Below are 21,649 nucleotides of genomic sequence, written 5' to 3' on the forward strand. Positions count from 1 at the left end.
TGTGGGTTGTTGTATTTTTGTAGTCTATTTTGTGAAATTAAACTCAAGTAAATTTCAATCTAGTCGATATATATAATTACAAAAATACGATTAACTTTAGTCTTCGCAAAGTCTGTGAGAAGGGGAAAACTCAATGAAATTTAGCCATAAGGTGGTTGCTGCATCATCAGCCTTGCTGCTAGTGACAGTATCATTGCTTTCAATACAACAACTTTACACTGTAAGAAGTGCTGTAGAAAACCACGTCAATGCAAGCCTGAAAGAAATGGTCTCTGGCGTTAAAAATACCGTCGAATCAGAGATGAACGCCAAGAAAGCGTTGGCTCAATCGACGACTGAAGTCATCGAGATCAACCCTGAAGATCGTACTTACGTAAAAGAAATATTAGAAAAGCCAAAGCTTAAAAGCAGCTTCCTAGCGGTTGGCTTTGGTTATGAAGCAAACGGTTTCGTCATTGAAAATGATGACGGTTGGGAAGCCGGCCCTGACTACGATCCACGAATTCGCCCTTGGTACATTGATGCTAAATCCAAAAACAGTTTAGTTGTTACCGCTCCTTATGTGGATGCATCAAGTAAGAAAGTCATCATCTCTGTAGGTACGCCAGTTAAAGACAACGGCCGCTTCACGGCAGGTATGTTCTACGACCTAGAATTGACTAACCTTGCGACATTGGTAAACCAAGTGAACTTGTTTGATGCGGGCTACCTATTCCTAGTCACTGCCGACGGCACAACGATTGCTCACCCGAATGCGAAAAACAATGGTGAAATGCTTTCAAGCTACATGCCACAAGCAGGCATTCGTGAAGGCTCTCAAGAAATTGAAGTCGACGGCAAGATGTTCCTAGTGAACTTCACTCACATCCCAAGTGAAGATTGGTACATAGGTGCAATCCTTGATGAAGAGATCGCTTACCAAACCGTTGAAGATTTGAAAAACAGCTCAATGATCTACTCGTTGATTGCGGTTATTCTCAGCATCATTGCACTGACTGTTTTGATTCGTGTGTTAATGCGTCCACTTGATGTGCTTAACCAAGCAATTCAAGATGTGGCGAGCGGTCAAGGTGACTTAACTAAGCGCCTAGATACCAACACAGACCAAGAGTTCTCTGACCTAGCAAAAGGTTTTAATACCTTTACTGAAAACCTGCAAAACCAAATCATTCAATCAAAAGCGATTGGTGTTGAGATTAAGCGTGGTACTGAAATCACGGTTAAAGGTGCAGGCGAATCAGCAAACGCGATGAATACCCAACTGCAAGAGCTTGAGCAATTAGCGACTGCAATGAACGAGATGGCAGTGACTGCAACAGAAGTAGCGAACAACGCTCAAGGCGCAGCAGCAGCGGCTCGTGAAGCTGACGAAGCAACGCTAGACGGTACATCTGTAGTCAGTGATACCACTCAAGCGATTGATAACCTTTCAGCTCGTATCGACCAAGCGGTTGCAGAAGTACAAGTACTGGAATCAGCAACAGCCAACATCGAAACGATTCTTAAAGTAATCAACGATATTGCAGACCAAACTAACCTACTCGCATTGAACGCAGCGATTGAAGCGGCACGTGCTGGTGAGTCTGGTCGTGGCTTCGCAGTCGTAGCCGATGAAGTTCGAACTCTGGCACAACGTACTCAAGAATCGACCACTGAAATCCGCAACATGATCGAGCAACTCCAAGCGGGTGCAAGCTCAGTATCGAACGCGATGAACCAAAGTAAAGACACAGCCACTGACGCCGTTGAACGCGCTCAGCAAGCAAACTCTTCACTTGACCGCATCCGTGACGCGATTCAGCGTATCTCTGATATGAATATTCAGATTGCTTCAGCAGCAGAAGAGCAGAGCTTAGTAGCGGAAGAGATCAACAACAACACAGTTAAGATCAAAGACCTTTCAACACAAGTATCCAACGCAGCTCAAGAAGCAAACACGGCAATGCAGGTACAAACTGACAATGTTCGTGCACAGGATGAACTATTGAACAAGTTCACGGTTTAATCGCCTGTCTGTTTAACTAACGCTCCGCTTAGTAACCAATAAACAGCTTCAAATAAAAAGCCCCGCTTACTGATTGCTAGTAAGCGGGGCTTTCTTTTCAGTCTTATCTTTCTAACCGATTAGACGTAACTCATACCAATCACAGTAAGTAAGTGATCATAAATAGCGCAGGAAAAAGGCTTGAGAACAAGGCAGAAATTTTCGATAAGTAGTTATTCTACAATCAAAATTTATAACGAAGTTATCGAGCGTTTTAACAAGCTAGGATGACCAGTTATTTACTACGATTGGTATCATAACAGGCTCGAATTAGTTCGTTGTCAGCATCATGCACTGATTAGATTCAACCTGAATGGTTAGCGTCTTATCGACACAATCAAACACTGCACCAGACAACAAATCCGTTACTGTACCAGTCCAAGTCAGTGATGCCGTTTTACTTCGCTTCGACTTGTTGATCACCACAATGCCTTTGTCGCCACGGACAAACACCAGCAAATCATCATTTGCCTCAACCACACGCATCGCTTCGCCATGAACATGGTTATGAAACTGAATCATGTTTTTCATGTAAGGCGCTTGCCAATCGTTAAGCCAACGAGGCTGACCGTTCTGATCCAGAATGCCGCTGGTACTCAGTTCACTGTAAACAAGCGGCACACCGCCGTCTCGACCAAGAATAAAGGCATGCGCTAATCGCTCGTCAACTTCACCCATTACGTGATCCAAAAATACTTCATTATTTGGAATATCATGAGTGACGGCAAAAGTGATTGCTCGCATATTCGATAACGCCTGACCAAAACAGTAAGGGTTGATCAGAGATTTAAAGCTGCCCTGCTCTTCAAAGGATTTGAAGATAGTATTGAACAGAGGGAAATCGTAAGCGCCTAAGCGAGTGTGTTTGAGGTAAGGCTCAAGGAACAACTCATACTCTTCTTTGGTCGCACCGCCATCAGTAATGATCTCGCCAAAGATGTGCATTTCTTCGCAGATATCATCAGTCCACACCTTGCGTAGATGTGACAGTGTCATGTGTTTCGCTGCGTCTATGCGAAACCCTTTCACGCCAATCTCTTTTAAGGCTTTTAGGTAAGCTCTCTGCTGCGCGACCACATTGTCGTTGTCTAACAGCGTTGGCAAGCCAGGGTCACTAACTCCGCCGGTAATACGTCCGTTCTGTACTTCCCAAGTGTCTTTCCAGTTTTTGATACCAAACGCTTCAACAAAGTCGTTTTCATCAAATAAAGGCTTAGAAAGATCGCCAAACAAACGTACGGATTCGTAATAGTCAGCATCTTCTTGATAAGACGCCATGTCTTGCTGATTTGGATACGTTAAATCGCCACGGATACCCGACTCATTGGCCATGTGGTTAAATACGACGTCCACATAGGTACGAAGGCCGTGTTGCTTTAACGTGTTCACCATCGCAGTGAAATCTTGCGTGTCACCCAGCTGATTATCAATCACACGATAATCTTGTGGTTGATAGCGCTGCCACCATTGGGTGCCAGAATCACGGTCGCAACCTTTAGGTCCGCGTAACGACTTCATTGCTGGTGATACTAAAACAGATTTATAACCCAACTCTTGGATCAGTGGGGCGTTCTTCATTACGTCAGCGTAGCACCAGTCAAAGGCATGCAATATCACATCTGTCGCTGGGTTGCTTAACATAGCTGAACTATCCATGTTGTTCTCCTACCAAACTTGTTTACAGCTTTCTAGATAAATACAAAGGCTAAAAGGCAAAGCTGCATAAATTTCCTTAAGAATGGTATTTATTATATGAGTTACTCATTAAAAACCCTCCTCCTCCCACCGATTAGTCACGGCGGATAGTCAAGGGCGTAGTGCCAATTATCGCATAACGTCTGGGATGAACACTCAGCCATAGTGCTTTTAAATGCGCAAAAAAGTGACAAAAAAGGAGCGTATAAGCTCTCATTTAAATTCCATTCGATGCATATGATACAACAGTTTTACGACAGAACTTCAGTTACATACTTTTGCAAAGGCAGTGCCTTGAGGCGAGATATTCTTGATAAACGCCCTGAAACAAACATCGAACAATCCAAACAAAATGCAGAATAAAGCGCATCAACCTTCCCAAGGCGCATTTGACGTCACTTTCTCCATCACAAAATCGACAAAGAGTCGGGTCGGTTTCGCCATGTATCGATGAAATTGATAGACCACAAACATGTCTGAGGTTGGTGTGTCATAGTCAGTTAGCACTGGCACTAATTGGCCATTTTTAAGGTATGGGGTCGCTAATGCAATTGGAATATAAGCGACGCCGAGCCCTTGCAATGCCGAGTCGATAATTAACCTGGCGCCATTCGCCGCGTAGAAACCAGTCACTTCGACATGATGAGCCTGTTCAGCTTTTGTAAAATGCCATCGGTTATGGGCTATTGAGTGGCCCATAACCAAACAATTAACCTTCTGAAGGTCCTCTGGCACTTTGATCTTCTTAGCCTTTGTCAGGAACACTGGGCTAGCACAACAGATATTCTTCTTGGGACCAATCCTTCTCGCAATGAGCGAAGAGTCTTGAAGCGTCCCAGAGCGAAACGCGATATCCATTCGCTCTTCCACCATGTTGATATAGTCATCTGAAGTATCGAGTTCGATACTGATATCCGGGTATTGATTTAAGAACTCGACGATCCAAGGTTGTACGTATTGAATCGCAAATTCTAATGGCGACGTAATACGAATTTTGCCTTTTGGCTCTAGCTGAGTTTGCTTGATCTGTTCATTAGCCTCTTCTAGAGCAGCAAGATGTTGTTGGCACGATTGGAAGTATTGGTGCCCTGCTTCTGTCATAGAAAGCTTACGAGTACTTCTATGAAGGAGCTTAACGCCTAAGTCAGCTTCGAGCATCTGCACCTTCCTACTTACCGTCGTAGAAGGCATATCCAAAACTTTACCTGCACCAGCAAAACTCCCAGCCTCTACAACGTCAATGAACACCTTGATGTCATTCAGATTCATCCTTATTACCTTTAATAACGGGATTAACAAAACCAAATATACCATCTAATCAAGTAATGATTCTTTTATTAATATTATTTTCAGCAATCAAATTTAAGGACTAACAAAATGATTAGACAAATACATGAAATCAGAAATGGTCGAAATCACGGCCCCGTAACGAGCTATGTAAGCTCATCGAACCTGAAAGATCTCAACCCTTTTGTGCTGTGGGACCACTTTAAAATGTCGAATGTGAAGGGAACCGCCGGTTTTGACTTTCACGGACATTCAGGCGTAGCGACCATAAGCTATCCACAGATTGGTGCTATTGCTCACAAAAACACCGGCGGACATTCAGGCTTATTAGAAGCCGGAGGCATACAAATCATGTCTGCAGGTTCGGGAGTGCTGCACAAAGAGACCGTTCATCCGGACAACAAAGTTGCGGATGCATTTCAGCTCTGGGTTGCCTTACCCGAAGACGAACATGAATTGGGGCCTGTCACTTATTCAACCCAACAACAAGAGCAACTCCCTGTCGTTGAAGAGGCTCATTCAATCACCAAAGTACTTGTGGGACGATTTAACGGCAAACAAAGCAAGGCTCTCACTCCTGTTGATATGACGTATTTACACATCAACTTAGATGCCGAATACACATGGCAATACGCAGGAGAACCATCACAGACAACAGCCTTTATTTTTGTACGCCATGGCTCTGTCAGAGTCGGAAGTAAAGACGTATCAGCGGGTGAATTAGGTGTGTTTGATAAGAATACATCGCTAATCGCTGTCTCTGCATTAGAGAGTAATGCTGAGTTTGTGATCGTCTCGGGAACCCCATTAAAACAAGACTTCATTAGTAATGGAGCATCATTACACAGCAGCACTAGCAACTTAATCGCAGGTGTTAGACGAATAAAACAACTGCAATCCCAGCAAGTAAACCAATAACTAAAAAAGGAAGTCCATTATGAATACTACAACATTCACTCCAGAAAACTCTATCATGCTACTGATCGACCATCAGGTTGGCACCATGGGTTGGGTTGGCTCGGCTAACCTAGAAGAGATCAGAAACAACACGGTCGCATTAGCTCGCGCTGCACATGTGACCAAGATGCCGCTGATCCTAACATCGAGTATGGAAGATCAAGCACAAGGCCCTCTTTTTGATGAGCTGATTAACGCAGTACCAGAAGCTTACGAGAATCGTATTCTTCGTGGAGGAGTTGTCGATAGCATGAAAGATGAAAACTTTGCGGCTGCGGTTAAAGCAACTGGACGCAAAAATATCATCATTGCAGGGATCACCACGGATGTATGTGTTGTTTACCCAGCGATCACAGCCATAGCTGAAGGTTACAATGTACAGGTCGTGGTTGACGGGTCTGGGTCTCCAACAACATTAGCTGATGAAACAGCACTAAGAAGAATGGAAAAACACGGCGTTACCCTAACTTCAACCAATCAGTTGATTGCAGAACTGGCGCAAGACTGGAGCACTGACCATGGTAGCAAGCTAATCCAAGTTTTATTCGAAGAGATCATCTCGAAACAACATTGATTCACTAAACTGCCGCTACATAACTTTGGTTGCCTTAGAACAACCAAGTTACATAAGCGTTTAAAGTGCGGAAAATGGATACAAAAAAGGAGCGTATATACGCTCCTTTTATTCAATCTAACACATATTTATAGCTAAGTTCTGTAAAGAACCTTCACGATGTGCCAGCCAAATTTTGTTTTCACAAGGTGGGGTACAAGCGTCTCGCCAGAGAAACAAACCTTATCAAACTGAGGCACCATTTGACCTTTTTGGAACTCACCTAAGTCACCACCTTTCTTGCCCGATGGACAAGTAGAGTGTTTCTTCGCTAGCGTTTGAAACTTCGCGCCTTTCTTAAGCTGTTTAATGATGTCTTCTGCTTGTTCTTTATGCTTCACTAGGATGTGAAGCGCTGCTGCTTTTCTTGCCATGATAATTCTCAGTTTGTTGCTTTTAATTTGTTGCTGTCGATTTATGACAATCCATTAATCATCACCGAAATACCTAAGAAGGCTCATCGACACCAAGCGTTAGCGTGATTTTAACCCAAGAATCCGTATTCTTCACTCTATAACCGAAAACAACTGCCTTAAAGCCCTTTAAAAACCACATAGTCGCTTGCTGCGGCTCCCGTTTCCCTTTAAATTAATCCTTATAAATTAAGCGCGTATTAAGTAGGAGCCACTTATGGCTAAAACAATCAGTAAAGCGAGTCAGTCACAGGGAATGTTGATGTTCAAGTTATCCCTTACTCAAAGTTTTGCGATTGGCACGCTTAAAGTAAGGGAAATCGTTCCTTTCCAACCGATGACCCAGATCCCCTATTCTCATCACCATGTCATTGGCACGGTAACTATCCGTGATCTTACTGTTCCCGTGATTGATATGTCTGCGGCTATTGGCTTTCGTCCAATAACACCCGCTGAATACCAAGACTGCGTGCTCATCGTCACCGATTGTTTAAGGACGGTTGTGGCGTTCTTGGTTCGTTCGATCGATAAAATCATAGAATGTGACTGGAAGAGCATTGAGTCGCCACCAACAAGCGTGGGTCGCAATGTGTTTGTTACTGGGATTACTCGCTTTGAAGATCGTATCGTGCAAATGCTCGACGTAGAGCTACTGCTTTCTAAGATCTATCCTGCTTATGAAAACGCACATATTCCAATGCTAACCGATGTAGAAAGGGAGCGTCTCAAAGCGCTGAACATCTTATTGGTTGATGATTCTTTGATCGCACGTAAGCAACTATCTGATGCTTTAGACAGCATCAACATCCCTTACAGCATTTGTAATAACGGCTTAGATGCCATCGATCTGATGCGACGCGAGGCCAGCAGAGGCAATGCGATTGATCTTCTCGTGAGTGATATTGAGATGCCGGGGCTAGATGGCTATGAGCTTGCGTTTGAAGTACAAAATGACAGCGCACTGAGTCATGCCTACTGTATTTTGCATACCTCACTGTCCAGTGAAATCTGTGTCGACCGAGCGAATCAAGTAGGTGCACATGAAGCGCTTGAGAAGTTCAATGCGGGCGAATTAATCGAAGCCATGCTACGCGGTGCAAAAGTCTTAAACGAGGCTTCGACGGCTGCTTAAGCGCTATTTTGGAAGCTAAACCTGGCATCATGCTTAACGGTTTAGCTTCTTAGTTTCTTATCTTCTTATCTTCTTATCTTCTTATGCATTAGAGATGAATCAGTGCAGAGCTCTACCTTAAGATTTCTTTGGCATAGAGTAACTCTTACTCACAAACTCCACTTCCTCTACCTCATTGATATGATTGGTTAAAGACGCCAATGCATAAAGTGTGTTCGCCACTAAGTTAGCGTATTTAAAAAGAATCGGGTCTGGCGATTTTTTGCTTTCATGATGTTCAATACTCACCAGCGCTCGCACGACTTTTTTAGCCTGACAGCGACATAAGTGCAGCTCGCTGGATACTCGATGCCCACCGGGTAAAACAAAACCTTTGAACCCGCCTTCTAGCTGATCACGAACATGATGATAATCTTGCTTGAGCTCGACCAATTCAGATTCTGTGATGGCGAGTTTCCCACGTACAGACCCATTTAAGTGATAGATATTCGGTTGTAGGCGTTGCAGGATTTCACGAACCTGAGGCTCCAATTCCAAAGAAAGCACCAACCCAACTCGACAACAGAGCTCGTCCGATAAGATTTCAAAATCACAGATAGGGCTGTCTTCATAAATAAATGGGTAACAGAACTCGTCCCAATCTCGACTTACTGGTTTCACGTATCGATCCTTAAACTTTAATATTAATCAGACGCCAATATACCAAACTCTTTGATTTAATCTGCTTTTTCTCGAGTTAAAGTCTCGTATTTACAACGTGGCCTTAAGAGACAGCGACAATATTTAGGCATAAAAAAGCCCTCACATTAGAGGGCTCTTAACATTAGATTAAACGAGATTACTCGTTAGATACTTTTTTGTGGCCTTCTTCCAGGTGAACGAAATCCACCAGATCGTCGCCAGATACTTGGTATGCCTGACCAAAACCTTTAACGAACAGGCCGTTTTCTGCTTTAAGGTTGAACAGAGAGAAGTCTTGCAGCTGGCTCAAACCATCAATGATTTCACCAAAACGCTCTTGCATCTGACCGATCACTTGAGTCCAAAGCTCAGTTTCACGCTCTACAACACTTGCTTGAGCATCAAACGTCAAACGCTTGCGTGCGTAAAGTTGCTTCGAGCTCTCTTCATCTTCAATCATCATCAACGAGACTTGAGGGTTTGCTTTCAAGTTACGCGCATGACGAGCAATATCAGAAATGAGAACAAAGTAACCCTCTTGGTTTTGAACGAAAGGTGCGTAACTTACGTTCGGGCGACCTTCTTGATCAACCGTTGCAAGTTGAAGGGTACGGCGCTCTTGGCGAAATTCTTTAATTTCTGGACCTAGGCGACCTTGTAGACGTTCTTGTTTTACTTGCTGTTCCATGGGTAATTCCTTTCTTCACTTTCTCTGATTTATTATTTTTCGCCCGAGGTTGAGCGATCATTAAGATCCTCGAGCATTCATGTCTTATTTAAGCTAGTTGTTGGTTTTGGTTAAGCTCTCTGTTGACCTTTTTTAAGCTTACAGTCGATCTTGATTATGCTTGTTGCTGAAGCGCTTTAAAGCGTTCAACTTGGTCGGCAATAAGCTCGCGCTTTTCATTACGACCTAGGTAGATCTTAAAAATGTTCTCGCCGGTTTCGCTGAAGAAGCCGAAGTAATGACTTTCACGACCCATGAACGCCTTGCTCACCAAACCGATATGTTTAACGTTATCAAGCTTTAGGTGACCATGAAGCTCGCCCTCTTTGCCCATCAAGTTGTAGTAGCCACGTGCTACTTTTCCTTTCGGGAATGGTGCTTTTACTTCAAAGATAGAACCAAATGAATGCACGATAGTGGTCACAGGGCCCCAACCAACTAAACCTTCTAGAATCTCTTGAGCACGGATGCCATCTAACATCACCGCCATTTCGCTTGGAAAGGCTGCAACCACTTCAACTTCTGAAACACCTAGCTTCTCAGCAATTGCTGTCGGCAGTAGTTTTGGCTCTTCTTCTAAAATTAGAGCTACGCGTTGTTCTAGAGTTTCTGTCATTTCTAATGTTGTATCTGTCATTGAATATGTTCCGTATAAACGAGTAATTTACGTAAGTTATAAACTAAAGATTCGATATTAAGCGTGCTTCAAACTTGCATGCGGGTGGCCGACCGAACCGGATGCCTTCGGTGTTGGATGCATAGCCTGATATTCAGCGTTAAGCACTTGAATCACACTTTGAGCGAGGCTTACTGCCCAGAAGCTACCAGCAATAGTGAGGGTCAGATAATCTTCCGAAAGCTCAACCAAGCCATTCTTTTCCCAATGTGAGAACAGAGGCTTCAGATAATCGAACGTGTCTTGTCCCATAAAGGTCGGTAACGTACTTCTTCTAACAACACCAGAATCAAAGCCTGCCTTTAATGTCGAGAAGATTGGCTCTAATGAACTTTGTTTCGTCATCATGGCTATTGGCAGTTGACCTTGCTTTATAGACTCCATGTAGCTGTCTAAAGTTCGATGTTGCATCACACCGTGGCCACCAATGTTGCCACCAGCGCCACAACCAATAGGCAGAACTTCGGCGTAGGTTTTCGCTAAGCTGTTATAAATACTGCGTTCACGGTTATCACGAGTCCAATGATTCACGCTCAGTTGCTTGACCTTATTTTTTGCCATGAACTCGACACCCGCCAAGTACATGCTCGCTTTATCTGGCGTATTGGCCGGTGGTGGGATTTTTCCTTTTTCAACGAGATTAAGCATAGGTGCATTGCCCGAAACAATCAGTTGGTAGAGGTCAATACCGTGTGCCCCAGTAGACATGTAGTCTTCTAAATCTTGTTGGAACACTTCCATCGACTGATGTGGTAACCCATATAGCAGATCAAGAACGATAGGCGCTTGTTCAGTACGGCTCAGTGAACTGATACGTTCCATCACAACCTCTCGGTCATCTAAGCGCTTAGCACTGCGCCTAACCTGAGTATTGAAACTCTGAATACCGAATGAGAAACGGTTGAAGCCACCCTCTAGTGCACGGTCAAACATTTCATCGCCAAATCGATTGATGCGCCCTTCCAAGGTCATTTCCACATCGTTTGCCAGTGGGAAATATTGGCGAATAGCCTTGCCTAACTGCTCTACTTGTTGGGGAGATAAATCGGTTGGTGTTCCACCGCCAATATAAACGGCGTGAAATAATCCAGATTGCGCCCAAGGGGTTCTGGCTTTTTGCTTCAGCTCTACCATTAGTGCATCGAAATACTCATCCACTAGTTTGCGGCTTGCAGCATTTTGGAAAAAGTTACAGAACGTACACCGCACGCGACAGAAAGGAATATGGATATACAAACAACGTTTATCCTGTTTTTTCCCTTCAATTAGCATCAGTTCATCAAAGATCTCTAACTTCTTACTCGGATCGACCGGAATTGAACTTCCACCGGCATGTGCAGAATGCTTTTTTGCAAACGCAAAACGAAGCGGATCAGGGCTAGAAACACCCAATACTGATTCGTCAAACTTATAAATATCAAGACTCATATAATCTCTCTAAACACTTACATAGCAAAGTCTGGAAGACTATTCGCTAAAAACTGAGAGAATCATAAATAGACGTAAATGATAATGCAATTGATAATTGATCTTATTTAGATTCTAAGCAATAATCCAATACAGATTTTAGATTTGGTAAAGGATTGAATGTGAACGTTCTTAGATATGTTATTGCAGGCGGTGCATCATTAGTGATTCATGCAGCGCTGTTATTTGTCGCTCAAGAATCCAAAGTCTTTGCGATGCCTGCAGGTAGCCAATCGAACACGGTATCGATCAACTTCACGCCTAAGAACACACCTTCCCCGGCTCAACAAAAAACCATCACAGAGCCGGTTGAACCAGAGCCAATCAAGGAAACAGTCTCACACCCAGAACCTAAACCAATCGAACCAAGATCGGTTGAGCCAAAGCAAGTTAAGCCAACTCCAAAGAAAAAAGCGATCACCAACAAACCTCAACCAAAAAAAATTGAGAAGAAGGTTGCCGAGAAAAAGCAGGTTCAAAAGAAACCGGTGACTGAGAGAAAGGTCGTCAAGAAAGAACGCCCAGAACCAAAGTCCAAGCCAACCACTCAACCAGAGCAGCTAGCCGACAAGAAAGTCGATAAGAATCTAGACGATTCAGCTAATCAGCCTCAGCAAGTCAATCAAGGTGTATCGAACAAAGAGCCAGTCTTAGTCACTAAGCCTTCTTTCTCTTCTCGCCCCACACCACCGAATTACCCGCGTCAAGCAAGACGTCGTGGTGTTGAAGGTGTCGCAACTTATGAGGTCTGGCTCGACGCAGAAGGCAAACAAATTAAACAAGCATTAGTAAATTCATCAGGCGCACTAATGCTAGACAGCGCCGCATTAGATGCCATTAAACAATGGAAATTCTCACCTCATACTGTCAATGGTCGAGCGATTGCTCACCGAGTACAAATACCTGTTCGTTTTAGGTTGGATTAATCATGCAACAAATCAGTTACTTACAAGATCAACTTGGCTTAATGACTTGGCCTCTTCTTATCTGCTCAGCATTAACAGCAATGATCATCGCTGAACGTGTCTTTCAAGTCATGCTAAGCATTGGCGTAGGCAAACGAGCCATTCGTCGTGAACTAAACCTGATCTCACCAACCAACAGCAAAGAGATTGAAGCGCTCGCTCAGTCTATTTCAGGCAAAAGACCGCTGCTGTACAAGGGCGTTTCAATGGTGCTGGCCCACCACTCTTTTTCAAAAGGGTTACGTGAGGATGCCGCAGGGATCTGGCTACAAGAAAAACGCCATCAGCTGCATGCCGGCTTAAGATTACTTGGTCTAATTGGCGTGATCAGCCCACTTATCGGGTTGCTTGGTACGGTATTAGGGCTTATTGAAATGTTCAAAGGCGTAGCAGCCACCACAGGAAGCATTACGCCAAACGATCTCGCAGACGGATTAGGCCTAGCGATGAGAACCACTGCCGCAGGCTTGATGATTGCACTTCCTGCTATCTCTGGTGCTCAACTGCTTGGGCTATGGGCTGATCGTGTACTAGCGCAGCTAGAGCATACCTTGAACTATGTAAATGTGTGGTTAGAAGGCATGTCGATTCATACCAATCAGTCGAGCGATATTGAAAGCTTATCTGTAAACAAAGCCTCCGTTGGTGATACGAGTCAAGCATGATTAAAACGCCTCAATCATCTCAAACACAGAGTTTAGCGCCGGATTTAACACCGCTTCTCGACATCATTTTTATTGTGATGGTTTTCCTGTTGCTTACGGCCTCGGTGAAATTGGAATCTTTAGAAGTAGAACTTCCAAGCTCTGACATTAAAAGCGTGTCTGAAGTCCACAAAGATTCGATTAGCGTCAATATTTTAGACCACGAACCCTACTGGGCAATTAACGGCAGAGAATACATCGATTGGGAAAATTTCAAGTTGGCATTGCTTGAAGAGACAGGTTCAACGGACAAGAAACCGATCATCATTGGTGCTGATAAAGCCGCCAACGTTGAGAACCTAGTGAAATTGCTGTCATTCCTTCAAGAAAATGGAATACCAGCAACCCAACTGCTCACTGAAGGTGGCTAGAACAACATTTAATGTTTGAAGATCTAGCGCCTTTTATAAGGTCTGATTCTTTATTCATTAGACCTTATAACTAGGGCTAAGCCTCTATCGATTCGAATTCGAACTCAAATGCGAACGGATTGCTCACTGAGTATCTTCGCGATTGCTCTCCATCAAAAGAAAGTATAAAGAAATCATTATGAAAGACTTAAAAGTGCTCAATAAATTTAACCTAAAGACCAAAAAACACATACTCTCAATGGCAGCGATGAGCTTGGCACTGAGCGCGCCAACTGCAATGGCCGATGACGTTGAACAGCCTCGAATCATCAGTGCCGGCAGTGCCGTAACTGAATTGGTATTGGCATTAGGCGCAGAAGAACAGTTAGTGGCTATTGACGTAACCAGTCACTTCCCTCAATCAGAAAACCTGCCGAAGATCGGTTACCACAGAAACTTGTCTGCTGAAGGCTTGATTGCCTTAGAGCCAACAACACTCATCGGCTCAGATGAGATGGGGCCAGACAACGCGATTTCTCAATTGAAATCTGTGGGCATCGATGTAGAGATCGTTAACACCGAAGCGAACGTTGAAGGACTGTTAAAGCGTATCGACCAAATCGCAAAGATCACCCATACCGAAGACCACTCACAGCAAGTGAAAGCCGAAGTGAATCAAAAGATCGCAGCACTAAAAGCGAATCAGGTTCCAAGCAACGAAGCGAAGAAAGTTCTATTCCTGTTGCTACATGAAGGTCGCCCTGCGAACGTTGCTGGCGGTGAAACATCGCCAAACGCAATCATTGAACTGGCTGGCGGCGTAAACCCTGCGGCTAAAAGCCTGACGTCTTACAAACCACTGTCGATGGAGTCATTGGTTGAAATGCAGCCTGATGTCATCTTAGTGAGCGGCCGTAGCTACCAGAAAATGGGTGGCGCTGATGCCATTCTTAAATCGTTACCTATGTTAGCGGCGACTCCAGCAGGTATGAACAAGCAAATCATTACCGTGAAGGGCAGTGCCTTAGTCGGAGGGCTTGGTCTTGAAAGCCTTTCAGAAGCTAAGCGATTAAACGCACTTATCTATCCGCTATAACTTATCTACCCGCTATAACTCGACTACCCTATTTCTACTGTTGCTTGCTTAATGCTCATCACCGTCTCGTTTTTTGCGAAGTCGGTGATAAGTATTGAAGCGGGTGATAGACATTGAGGCCTTTTATGTTGCTACGATCCGTCCCACTGAAAACATCGATGTTAGGCCTAGGAGCCACCTTAGTCTTCGTCGCGCTGTACTCGATCACTGTTGGGCCAATGAACATTAGCTTGGCTGACAGCGCAGCCAGCCTGCTCCAACCAAATAATGACTTAGCACCTCACATCAATTTGGTGATTCAAGAAATTCGCTTACCCAGAACGATATTGTGCATGCTAATCGGCGCAATTCTCGCTTTATGCGGCGCAGTCATGCAAGGCTTGTTTAGAAATCCACTTGCCGAGCCAGGAATCATAGGCGTGTCTGCCGGAGCCTCATTAGGTGCAGCATTAGCCATCGTGCTTTTCTCTGAGCTTTCACTACAATACCCTGCTTTCATGAACTTTGCGGCTGTGCCTATATTTGCCTTTCTAGGCGGAGCCTTGACCACGCTGCTCGTTTATAAGCTGGGTACGGGAAAATTCGGTACTTCAGTCACTATCATGTTGTTAGCGGGTGTAGCGATCAGTGCACTATCAGGCGCAGGTATTGGCTTTTTGAACTTCATTGCTGATGACCAAATGCTGCGTGATCTTTCATTGTGGTCAATGGGTTCATTAGCGGGTGCTAAGTGGTCTGGCATTTTGCTTGCTGCTGTCACGCTCGTTGGATTGTTTGTTATTTTCTATCGTCAAGCTATGTCACTGAACGCGCTACTACTTGGGGAGTCAGAAGCGCAGCATCTTGGTATCCCAGTACAGAAGCTTAAGCGAAGATTGATTCTACTAACGGCCGCAGGCGTTGGCGTCACGGTTAGCCTATCTGGCATGATTGGCTTCATCGGCCTTGTTATCCCTCATTTGGGTCGCATGTTAGCTGGCCCAGATCACCGTATTCTCTTACCCCTATCGGCGGTACTAGGCGCATTACTACTCACAGCTGCAGACATGTTCTCACGCGTGGTACTTGCACCAGCAGAACTGCCGGTAGGCATTGTCACTGCAATCATCGGTGCTCCATTCTTCTTGTATCTACTATTTCAACAGAAAGGGAGAATCCTTTAATGTTTCCTTCAGCGTTAAAAGCGACCGACATCGAAGTGAAGTTCGGTAGTAAAGTGATATTAGATGGTGTTTCTATTGAGATTGAAGCAGGAAAGGTAACGACACTGCTTGGACCAAATGGGGCGGGGAAAAGTACGTTACTCAAAGCCTTGTGCCAAGAGATATCAAGCACGGGTGATATCCAATACTTTGGACATACCAAGGACAAATGGCCTTCACAGAAACTAGCAAAGCATCTGGCTATGCTTCCTCAACACAGTACGCTAACCTTCCCATTCCTTGCTCATGAAGTTGTTGAACTTGGGGGGATCCCTCTGCAAGAATCCAACAAGAAGCTCACTAACATTGCTAGCCAAAAAATGGACGTAGCCGATGTATCTCATCTAAGTGAAAGGCTCTACCCTTCTTTATCTGGCGGCGAAAAACAGCGTGTTCACTTGGCTCGAGTACTAACTCAGCTTCACTATTCTGGTGACCAATGTATCTTGATGCTCGATGAACCAACATCAGCACTGGATCTAGCCCACCAGCACAACACCTTGAAAATCGCGAGAGAGTTAGCCGACAACCACAACGCAGCCGTCATCGTGGTATTGCATGACCTAAACCTAGCCGCTCAATACTCAGATCGATTGGTGGTATTGAAAGACGGTAACTTGGTTTGCGACGGAAACCCTTGGGAAGCACTCAAGCCTTCGATGATTGAAAATGTGTATGGCTACAGAAGTATCGTAGAAAAACATCCAACCATGAGTTTCCCTCAGGTTCATCCAGCACAATAAACTTTACTAAGGTTCTACGCATTTTTAGGATTCGTTCCTCTAACAACCACTTTATGTTGAGCCTCGATTTTTTCGGGGCTTTTTTATTGGCTCACAGCCACTCTCTCGCCTTAAACTTCATTTTATTAATAACCATAGCAACCAACCCAAAAATGTCTCACTCTGAGCGTTTGAGGCTCTAGAGACGTACAGTAACTATTAGTGTTGTTGAGTTTTTACAAGTGGACACAAAGGTAAGGCATGAATGTAAGCATATAAAAAGAAAAGAAATAAACATTTTCAAGGCGGGAGCAAAACAGTCACACTAAAATGAGAACGACAGAATTAGAACGATAGGAAAAGATTAGGATAAGTGAAATTTCAGGCATAAAAAAAGCCCCCTCAGGAGCTTCTTTTATGGTGTGTTGATTATTGGCTCATACGAATCAATGATTTGCCAATCAACCACTCTAGTTCTTTACCGCTAGTATCACCAAACTGAGTTTCAGTCAGTTTGTATAGACGATCAATACCGTTTGCAGCAAACTCGTGTGCGCTTTCAGCAGTAACGATATGATGGAAAAGTAGACGTAAAATTGCTAGGAACTCAGCGTCTTCAAGCGCGCTAACCCAACTAGCAGAAAATGCATCAAGACCATTTTCAAAGTCAATATGTTCCATGAACATCTTAAAAATACGGCCGTCTAGAGCAGCAGTAAAATCAGTTTTCTTTGGAAAATGGTGGCTTATACCTGTACGAGAAACGCCCGTTTGCTGACTCAACGTCGTGTATGACATCTTGTCGTAACCCAACCTTAGTAACTGGTCTACAACGGCATCCATGATCTTCTGGATAGTGATTTCTGTATCTTCTTTACTACGCTTTGGCATATTCAGGCTCTTCTCTTTGTAAATCCATCTAACTCAATCAAATAAAGTCAGAATGCAAATCGTTATCAGCATTATGTGAGCAAAGTGATTTTTCGCAAGTATTTATAACTAAATTCACATAAATACTACATCCGAATAATTCTACAGTGACGCCTCTTTGGACGCTTTGTCTAATTATTGTCCGAATAATCACCTTACAATCCTAAGTCGGTAATTTTAAATAACTACTTAGAATATGAAATACCCAACGAAAAATTCATTGTATAAATACCTATCAAGCGATAGATAGTCTTATAAAATCATTCCTGACGCAACTAAGTGAATGATATTCTGACAAATTAATAACATTAATCTTCGGCAAAACATGATAGAGATCACATACATATTTTGCGTCGCGAATGTTCATATTCATTTCACCTCTAAACAAACAACATAGCATACCAGTACAAATTAGTTCAAAGATTTTAATTTTTGTAGATACAGTTCAAATTGCTCGTTAGAATAACCTCAGACTTTGTGAGAGGATTATTTATGAGCCAAGATGTTGGTAACAATGATGTATGTGAAGCTTGCGGTTGTGCAGGTGAAATCGGCTTCATCATTAAAGAAGGCGACGAGGTTGCTGAGGTAACGGTTTACGGTAACTCTAAAACCCTTATTGAAACTGAGTTTGCTAAGTATGTTGAGTTAGCAAAACAAGTGTCTAGCAATGTCGAATTTGAAGTATCAGAGATGACTGAAGAAAGTACTGAATTGCAAGCGCGCTTTAAATTTGAAGTAAGCGCTGAGAAAATTATTTTCGAACTTAAGACTCGCTCTCTAGCGCGTTAATATAAGCATCAGTACACATACAATTAAAAGACGAGCTCACCGCTCGTCTTTTTTTGTCATTTCAATCCATCCCAGTGCACCATTAGTCTCAAAATCATTTTCCTTAGCACATTTAATCACCACGCCTGAAACCTCAACCACAGCACCTATGCTGTAAGCCTTATCATCGTAATAACAAACTCGTTGCGGAGAACCACTCTGAGTGACGACCACTGCCGCCTTTGCGGGCGTTGAGATTATTTTATTCGCACTCGCTGATACTGAACAAAACACTGATGTTAGAATCACAAAACCTTTTAGAATCTGATGCTTTATACCAATCACAGATTTACCTTTCATTGTCGTTCTATTCCTTTTTTACCTACCAACAAATGAGTAAAACACTATGCGTGAATAATTTTTTCATTATAGTGTTCAAGTCTATCGTAATAAGAAGCTTGTTATGCTCCGAATAATTGCACTTATTATTGGTTCTTTAACCATAACAAATGTGACTGCAGAACCACTCGATCAGTATCAAATATTGAACCATCTGGATAATTACGGAAACTTATATTTACGAAATAAGCCGTACACATCACTCCCAACAGGCTTGGTTGTTGACGGTAATTTGAACATAGAGAACACACCGATTACCCGTCTACCGAAAGGTTTAGAAGTAAACGGAAGTCTAAAAGCATCTAATAGCCAACTCGCTAGAGTCCCTACTGGGGTTAAGATAAAAGGCTACGCGGACTTAATCGGCAGCCAAATTACCAGTTGGCCCCGAGGTGTGCGAGTGGGAGGGTTTATTAATCTCACTGATACTCCGTTACAGAGGCTTCCAAATGGCTTTAGAGTGAAGGGTGACTTAAGCGTGATTCGCACGCCTTTAACTGAGCTTCCAAACGGGATCGTTATTGACGGTGATCTGTATATTGGCGGCTCTGCAATTACAGTTTTTCCCGACACCATGACGGTTAAAGGCAATATCTACCTAGGTGGCAACACGGTGACGACTTGGCCAACCAATTTAGAACTTGGTGGTGCCGTCGCTCGCTAGTTCAGCCAAAGCTCGGATTTTAGCTCTTTAGAGCAATAGAACCAGAAACAAAAAAGGAGCCTGAGGCTCCTTTTTCAATTCAATTACTTGTTAGTTAGCTAATGTGCTCGCTAGTCTAACCAAGCTATGAGCTAGTATGTTAGTAAGCTAAGTAAGCAGATTAACCAATAAGCGAGTTAACCAATGTTTTTCACAGGGTTCGCATAGCTATCAATCAAGTACTGACGAGCGCCTTGTGGCAAGCTCGATAATTTGTCTGAAAATTCTTTCTTAACCGAAGCAGTAATCGATTCGTCTTCTTTTTCTGCTGCCAGTAGGTTTACTGGGAACAGTTTGTAGTTATCGTGTATTTGACGATCGATCTCTTCAGCAAGCGCTTCAGGTGTATCAAAATCTTGGTCGATAACCTGACCGAAACCAACATGAACACGGCCTTTATTACCGATGATGCCTTGAATGATACTTTCGATATCTTCAAACTCACCCTTTTCGTAGCTACCGTTTACGTCTTTCTCAAAAAGCTCTATCGCTTTAGCGATGTCGCATGGGTCGTTTTCATATGAAATAGCCACAGGTACTATCTTCAAAGATTTCACGTATTCAGGGAATGCAATTTTTTGCTTACGTCCTTCAACATGAAACATTTTTAGAATTGCAGGCTCAGTAAAATCATTACCATCTTTAGCACGGCCTTCCTTTTGAGCGATCCAGATAGAGTTGCCCGTTTCTAAAGAGTGCTTGATATAAGAAGAGAGCAGGCCTAAGGCCTTCATCATTTCACGCGGCCCTTTCAAAGAACGCTTTACGATAAAGCTCTTGTTGAGACGCATCAATTCAGTGGCACATGGCTTCTTCAACAGGTTGTCGCCAATCGCAATACGACAAGTCTGATGATTTTTTTGATGCAAAGCGTAATTGACTAACGCTGGATCCATAGCAATGTCACGATGGTTTGATACAAACAAGTAAGCTTTATTGGCATCCAGCGACTCTAAGCCCGTATATGTCACACCATTAGTGGTTTTAGCTAACGTGTCGCGTAAGTACTTTTTCACTTCAATCTGAATGGATTCAACGCTAGTCAGCTTGCTCCATTTCATTTTTAAGTACACGCGTAAAATTGGACTCATTAATGTTTTGAACCAAGACGCATGGTTTGAAAAACGGTAGTGCAAGATCGCACTGATAAATTCTTCATCATTAATAAGACGGTTTAGTGCCGCAGGAATTTCATCATCGCCGTAAGGACGAATATCAACATATGGATCGCTTGGAGAGGTCATTTTTTAATTCATATAATAAAAATCTTGCTCATTCTACGCGTTGTTTTGACTTATCGCAGCTACAGAGCCCATACTTTTGACAAGGTCAGACCAGAAACATTGAAAATCCCCTGTTATTGTTGGCATTCTTTAAGATTAACGGTAATCTTGACGCCCCAAAATTAAGGTACTATCTATGAACTTCGCTATTGAATATACATCGGCTTACTTTTCACACTTGGTAATTACACCAAGAAAGAAAGTACTTAAACATAGCCTTGTATCGGTTCAAAGTGGCTTGGTTTTGATAAAGCTGGGTAAACAAGAATATGCCGTCGAGCCAGGGCAAAGTATCTGGATTCCCTATGATTGCTTAACATCACTGACCTACTTTCCCAATACCCAAGTGAATCGTGTCGACTTTTCTGTACGTTTGACGGATTCTTTCCCAAGACAGGCGGGTTACATCACTCAAACAAACCTATCTTCAGCGCTACTAGAAAAGTTAGAACTCACCAAAGCTCGTGCTTTAAAAGCAAATAATACCGAACAAGCATTCAAAGATATGCTTTCTGTGCTTAAACAAGAAGTGTTGGCGTTCAAACCGTTGCTTTGCGAGAGCGCCCTGTCTCAGCGATTCAATCAGTGGAACATCGATGATTCGAATCTGCCACAAGAGCACACCTTGGTGATGGTAATGCGCGAAGCGAAGAAACGCATGCAGTCAGGTCAGAAACGTACGCTTGTGATTGATGATTTGTTCTCTGGAAAAGAAGAAGAGTTCGAACAGCTGTGTATGCTCGTGTTTGGTGAAGATCTCTAGCCAAAAGGATCGAGCATCGTTATTCACTCGCTAGAGCCCAACTTCAAGTCACTCTCTAAGCCGAGTTTT

At 43.4% G+C, this 21,649-nt stretch carries 23 protein-coding genes; 13 read left to right on the top strand and 10 right to left on the bottom strand.

Annotation, left to right across the window (positions count from 1 at the left end; all coding sequences use genetic code 11):
• Positions 1 to 133: 133 nt before the first annotated feature.
• Entirely contained in the window at positions 134 to 2,005 is a 1,872-nt protein-coding gene (locus tag AACW75_RS15730) for a methyl-accepting chemotaxis protein (RefSeq protein ID WP_145569046.1), read from the top strand.
• A 309-nt stretch (positions 2,006 to 2,314) separates the two neighbouring features.
• Here AACW75_RS15730 and AACW75_RS15735 read toward each other — a convergent pair whose 3' ends face one another.
• The gene (locus tag AACW75_RS15735) at positions 2,315 to 3,700 is read right to left on the bottom strand and encodes an alpha-amylase family glycosyl hydrolase (RefSeq protein ID WP_145569044.1); all 1,386 of its coding nucleotides are present in this window, start codon (positions 3,698 to 3,700) and stop codon (positions 2,315 to 2,317) included.
• A 408-nt stretch (positions 3,701 to 4,108) separates the two neighbouring features.
• Positions 4,109 to 5,008: a LysR family transcriptional regulator gene (locus tag AACW75_RS15740; RefSeq protein WP_145569042.1), complete on the bottom strand. Its 900-nt coding sequence runs from the start codon at positions 5,006 to 5,008 to the stop codon at positions 4,109 to 4,111.
• Between the two features lie 108 nt (positions 5,009 to 5,116).
• Here AACW75_RS15740 and AACW75_RS15745 point away from each other — a divergent pair, with 108 nt between their 5' ends.
• Positions 5,117 to 5,944 carry a pirin family protein gene (locus AACW75_RS15745; RefSeq protein WP_102499747.1) on the top strand — a complete coding sequence of 276 codons (828 nt, stop codon included), beginning with the start codon at positions 5,117 to 5,119 and terminating at the stop codon, positions 5,942 to 5,944.
• Between the two features lie 19 nt (positions 5,945 to 5,963).
• A complete protein-coding gene (locus tag AACW75_RS15750) occupies positions 5,964 to 6,557 on the top strand; it encodes an isochorismatase family protein (RefSeq protein ID WP_145569040.1) in 594 nt (197 codons plus the stop codon).
• 134 nt (positions 6,558 to 6,691) lie between these two features.
• Here AACW75_RS15750 and ppiC read toward each other — a convergent pair whose 3' ends face one another.
• The gene (gene ppiC / locus AACW75_RS15755) at positions 6,692 to 7,015 is read right to left on the bottom strand and encodes a peptidylprolyl isomerase PpiC (RefSeq protein ID WP_261378897.1); all 324 of its coding nucleotides are present in this window, start codon (positions 7,013 to 7,015) and stop codon (positions 6,692 to 6,694) included.
• A gap of 211 nt (positions 7,016 to 7,226) precedes the next feature.
• Here ppiC and AACW75_RS15760 point away from each other — a divergent pair, with 211 nt between their 5' ends.
• Positions 7,227 to 8,141, top strand: a complete 915-nt coding sequence (locus tag AACW75_RS15760; RefSeq protein WP_017074782.1) for a chemotaxis protein — start codon at positions 7,227 to 7,229, stop codon at positions 8,139 to 8,141.
• A 117-nt stretch (positions 8,142 to 8,258) separates the two neighbouring features.
• Here the strand turns inward: AACW75_RS15760 and AACW75_RS15765 are convergent, their stop codons facing one another.
• The 4 genes from AACW75_RS15765 to hutW all read right to left on the bottom strand — a co-directional run bounded on the left by AACW75_RS15765 (position 8,259) and on the right by hutW (position 11,653).
• On the bottom strand, positions 8,259 to 8,801 hold the full coding sequence (locus AACW75_RS15765) for an ATP:cob(I)alamin adenosyltransferase (protein WP_145562243.1): 543 nt from the start codon (positions 8,799 to 8,801) through the stop codon (positions 8,259 to 8,261).
• 178 nt (positions 8,802 to 8,979) lie between these two features.
• Positions 8,980 to 9,510, bottom strand: a complete 531-nt coding sequence (gene hutZ, locus AACW75_RS15770; RefSeq protein ID WP_017074765.1) for a heme utilization protein HutZ — start codon at positions 9,508 to 9,510, stop codon at positions 8,980 to 8,982.
• 154 nt (positions 9,511 to 9,664) lie between these two features.
• Positions 9,665 to 10,186: a heme utilization cystosolic carrier protein HutX gene (gene hutX / locus AACW75_RS15775; protein WP_145569036.1), complete on the bottom strand. Its 522-nt coding sequence runs from the start codon at positions 10,184 to 10,186 to the stop codon at positions 9,665 to 9,667.
• Positions 10,187 to 10,243: 57 nt separating this feature from the next.
• Positions 10,244 to 11,653 carry a heme anaerobic degradation radical SAM methyltransferase ChuW/HutW gene (hutW, locus tag AACW75_RS15780; RefSeq protein ID WP_145569034.1) on the bottom strand — a complete coding sequence of 470 codons (1,410 nt, stop codon included), beginning with the start codon at positions 11,651 to 11,653 and terminating at the stop codon, positions 10,244 to 10,246.
• Positions 11,654 to 11,814: 161 nt separating this feature from the next.
• On the opposite strand from hutW, the gene AACW75_RS15785 reads away from it, so the two are divergent.
• The 6 genes from AACW75_RS15785 to AACW75_RS15810 all read left to right on the top strand — a co-directional run bounded on the left by AACW75_RS15785 (position 11,815) and on the right by AACW75_RS15810 (position 16,752).
• Positions 11,815 to 12,618 (top strand): energy transducer TonB, encoded by an 804-nt coding sequence (locus tag AACW75_RS15785; RefSeq protein ID WP_145569032.1) that lies wholly within the window; start codon positions 11,815 to 11,817, stop codon positions 12,616 to 12,618.
• 2 nt (positions 12,619 to 12,620) lie between these two features.
• Positions 12,621 to 13,322, top strand: coding sequence for a MotA/TolQ/ExbB proton channel family protein (locus AACW75_RS15790; protein WP_102551532.1), 702 nt, complete (start codon positions 12,621 to 12,623; stop codon positions 13,320 to 13,322).
• A complete protein-coding gene (locus AACW75_RS15795; protein ID WP_017074760.1) occupies positions 13,319 to 13,732 on the top strand; it encodes an ExbD/TolR family protein in 414 nt (137 codons plus the stop codon). The genes AACW75_RS15790 and AACW75_RS15795 overlap by 4 nt, the downstream gene beginning before the upstream one ends.
• 178 nt (positions 13,733 to 13,910) lie before the next feature.
• Positions 13,911 to 14,807: a heme/hemin ABC transporter substrate-binding protein gene (locus AACW75_RS15800; RefSeq protein WP_102551531.1), complete on the top strand. Its 897-nt coding sequence runs from the start codon at positions 13,911 to 13,913 to the stop codon at positions 14,805 to 14,807.
• 125 nt (positions 14,808 to 14,932) lie between these two features.
• Complete coding sequence (locus AACW75_RS15805; protein WP_065111425.1) at positions 14,933 to 15,970, top strand: FecCD family ABC transporter permease; 1,038 nt, start codon at positions 14,933 to 14,935, stop codon at positions 15,968 to 15,970.
• Positions 15,970 to 16,752, top strand: a complete 783-nt coding sequence (locus tag AACW75_RS15810; RefSeq protein ID WP_017074757.1) for a heme ABC transporter ATP-binding protein — start codon at positions 15,970 to 15,972, stop codon at positions 16,750 to 16,752. Before AACW75_RS15805 ends, AACW75_RS15810 begins: the two co-directional genes overlap by 1 nt.
• A 408-nt stretch (positions 16,753 to 17,160) precedes the next feature.
• On the opposite strand, the gene AACW75_RS15815 is transcribed toward AACW75_RS15810, so the two are convergent.
• Complete coding sequence (locus tag AACW75_RS15815) at positions 17,161 to 17,622, bottom strand: TetR/AcrR family transcriptional regulator (RefSeq protein ID WP_017074756.1); 462 nt, start codon at positions 17,620 to 17,622, stop codon at positions 17,161 to 17,163.
• Between the two features lie 531 nt (positions 17,623 to 18,153).
• Here AACW75_RS15815 and AACW75_RS15820 point away from each other — a divergent pair.
• Positions 18,154 to 18,453, top strand: a complete 300-nt coding sequence (locus AACW75_RS15820) for a YfcZ/YiiS family protein (protein ID WP_029225021.1) — start codon at positions 18,154 to 18,156, stop codon at positions 18,451 to 18,453.
• A gap of 36 nt (positions 18,454 to 18,489) precedes the next feature.
• Here AACW75_RS15820 and AACW75_RS15825 read toward each other — a convergent pair whose 3' ends face one another.
• Positions 18,490 to 18,792, bottom strand: a complete 303-nt coding sequence (locus AACW75_RS15825) for a YnjH family protein (protein WP_145569030.1) — start codon at positions 18,790 to 18,792, stop codon at positions 18,490 to 18,492.
• A 103-nt stretch (positions 18,793 to 18,895) separates the two neighbouring features.
• On the opposite strand from AACW75_RS15825, the gene AACW75_RS15830 reads away from it, so the two are divergent.
• The gene (locus AACW75_RS15830) at positions 18,896 to 19,495 is read left to right on the top strand and encodes a hypothetical protein (RefSeq protein WP_145562254.1); all 600 of its coding nucleotides are present in this window, start codon (positions 18,896 to 18,898) and stop codon (positions 19,493 to 19,495) included.
• Between the two features lie 176 nt (positions 19,496 to 19,671).
• Here the strand turns inward: AACW75_RS15830 and AACW75_RS15835 are convergent, their stop codons facing one another.
• Positions 19,672 to 20,778 (bottom strand): 1-acyl-sn-glycerol-3-phosphate acyltransferase, encoded by a 1,107-nt coding sequence (locus tag AACW75_RS15835; RefSeq protein WP_145569028.1) that lies wholly within the window; start codon positions 20,776 to 20,778, stop codon positions 19,672 to 19,674.
• 175 nt (positions 20,779 to 20,953) lie between these two features.
• Here AACW75_RS15835 and AACW75_RS15840 point away from each other — a divergent pair, with 175 nt between their 5' ends.
• Entirely contained in the window at positions 20,954 to 21,580 is a 627-nt protein-coding gene (locus tag AACW75_RS15840; RefSeq protein ID WP_017074752.1) for a hypothetical protein, read from the top strand.
• The last annotated feature ends 69 nt before the right edge of the window (positions 21,581 to 21,649 follow it).

This window comes from Vibrio sp. L3-7, assembly GCF_963898195.1.
Classification (GTDB): domain Bacteria; phylum Pseudomonadota; class Gammaproteobacteria; order Enterobacterales; family Vibrionaceae; genus Vibrio; species Vibrio echinoideorum.

What these genes read in the sequence shown, in the direction of transcription:
- AACW75_RS15730 (WP_145569046.1), top strand. Translation starts at nt 134, where the DNA reads ATGAAATTTAGCCATAAGGTGGTTGCTGCATCATCAGCCTTGCTGCTA.
- AACW75_RS15735 (WP_145569044.1), bottom strand. Translation starts at nt 3,700, where the DNA reads ATGGATAGTTCAGCTATGTTAAGCAACCCAGCGACAGATGTGATATTG.
- AACW75_RS15740 (WP_145569042.1), bottom strand. Translation starts at nt 5,008, where the DNA reads ATGAATCTGAATGACATCAAGGTGTTCATTGACGTTGTAGAGGCTGGG.
- AACW75_RS15745 (WP_102499747.1), top strand. Translation starts at nt 5,117, where the DNA reads ATGATTAGACAAATACATGAAATCAGAAATGGTCGAAATCACGGCCCC.
- AACW75_RS15750 (WP_145569040.1), top strand. Translation starts at nt 5,964, where the DNA reads ATGAATACTACAACATTCACTCCAGAAAACTCTATCATGCTACTGATC.
- AACW75_RS15760 (WP_017074782.1), top strand. Translation starts at nt 7,227, where the DNA reads ATGGCTAAAACAATCAGTAAAGCGAGTCAGTCACAGGGAATGTTGATG.
- hutZ (WP_017074765.1), bottom strand. Translation starts at nt 9,510, where the DNA reads ATGGAACAGCAAGTAAAACAAGAACGTCTACAAGGTCGCCTAGGTCCA.
- hutX (WP_145569036.1), bottom strand. Translation starts at nt 10,186, where the DNA reads ATGACAGATACAACATTAGAAATGACAGAAACTCTAGAACAACGCGTA.
- hutW (WP_145569034.1), bottom strand. Translation starts at nt 11,653, where the DNA reads ATGAGTCTTGATATTTATAAGTTTGACGAATCAGTATTGGGTGTTTCT.
- AACW75_RS15790 (WP_102551532.1), top strand. Translation starts at nt 12,621, where the DNA reads ATGCAACAAATCAGTTACTTACAAGATCAACTTGGCTTAATGACTTGG.
- AACW75_RS15795 (WP_017074760.1), top strand. Translation starts at nt 13,319, where the DNA reads ATGATTAAAACGCCTCAATCATCTCAAACACAGAGTTTAGCGCCGGAT.
- AACW75_RS15800 (WP_102551531.1), top strand. Translation starts at nt 13,911, where the DNA reads ATGAAAGACTTAAAAGTGCTCAATAAATTTAACCTAAAGACCAAAAAA.
- AACW75_RS15805 (WP_065111425.1), top strand. Translation starts at nt 14,933, where the DNA reads ATGTTGCTACGATCCGTCCCACTGAAAACATCGATGTTAGGCCTAGGA.
- AACW75_RS15810 (WP_017074757.1), top strand. Translation starts at nt 15,970, where the DNA reads ATGTTTCCTTCAGCGTTAAAAGCGACCGACATCGAAGTGAAGTTCGGT.
- AACW75_RS15815 (WP_017074756.1), bottom strand. Translation starts at nt 17,622, where the DNA reads ATGCCAAAGCGTAGTAAAGAAGATACAGAAATCACTATCCAGAAGATC.
- AACW75_RS15820 (WP_029225021.1), top strand. Translation starts at nt 18,154, where the DNA reads ATGAGCCAAGATGTTGGTAACAATGATGTATGTGAAGCTTGCGGTTGT.
- AACW75_RS15825 (WP_145569030.1), bottom strand. Translation starts at nt 18,792, where the DNA reads ATGAAAGGTAAATCTGTGATTGGTATAAAGCATCAGATTCTAAAAGGT.
- AACW75_RS15830 (WP_145562254.1), top strand. Translation starts at nt 18,896, where the DNA reads ATGCTCCGAATAATTGCACTTATTATTGGTTCTTTAACCATAACAAAT.
- AACW75_RS15835 (WP_145569028.1), bottom strand. Translation starts at nt 20,778, where the DNA reads ATGACCTCTCCAAGCGATCCATATGTTGATATTCGTCCTTACGGCGAT.
- AACW75_RS15840 (WP_017074752.1), top strand. Translation starts at nt 20,954, where the DNA reads ATGAACTTCGCTATTGAATATACATCGGCTTACTTTTCACACTTGGTA.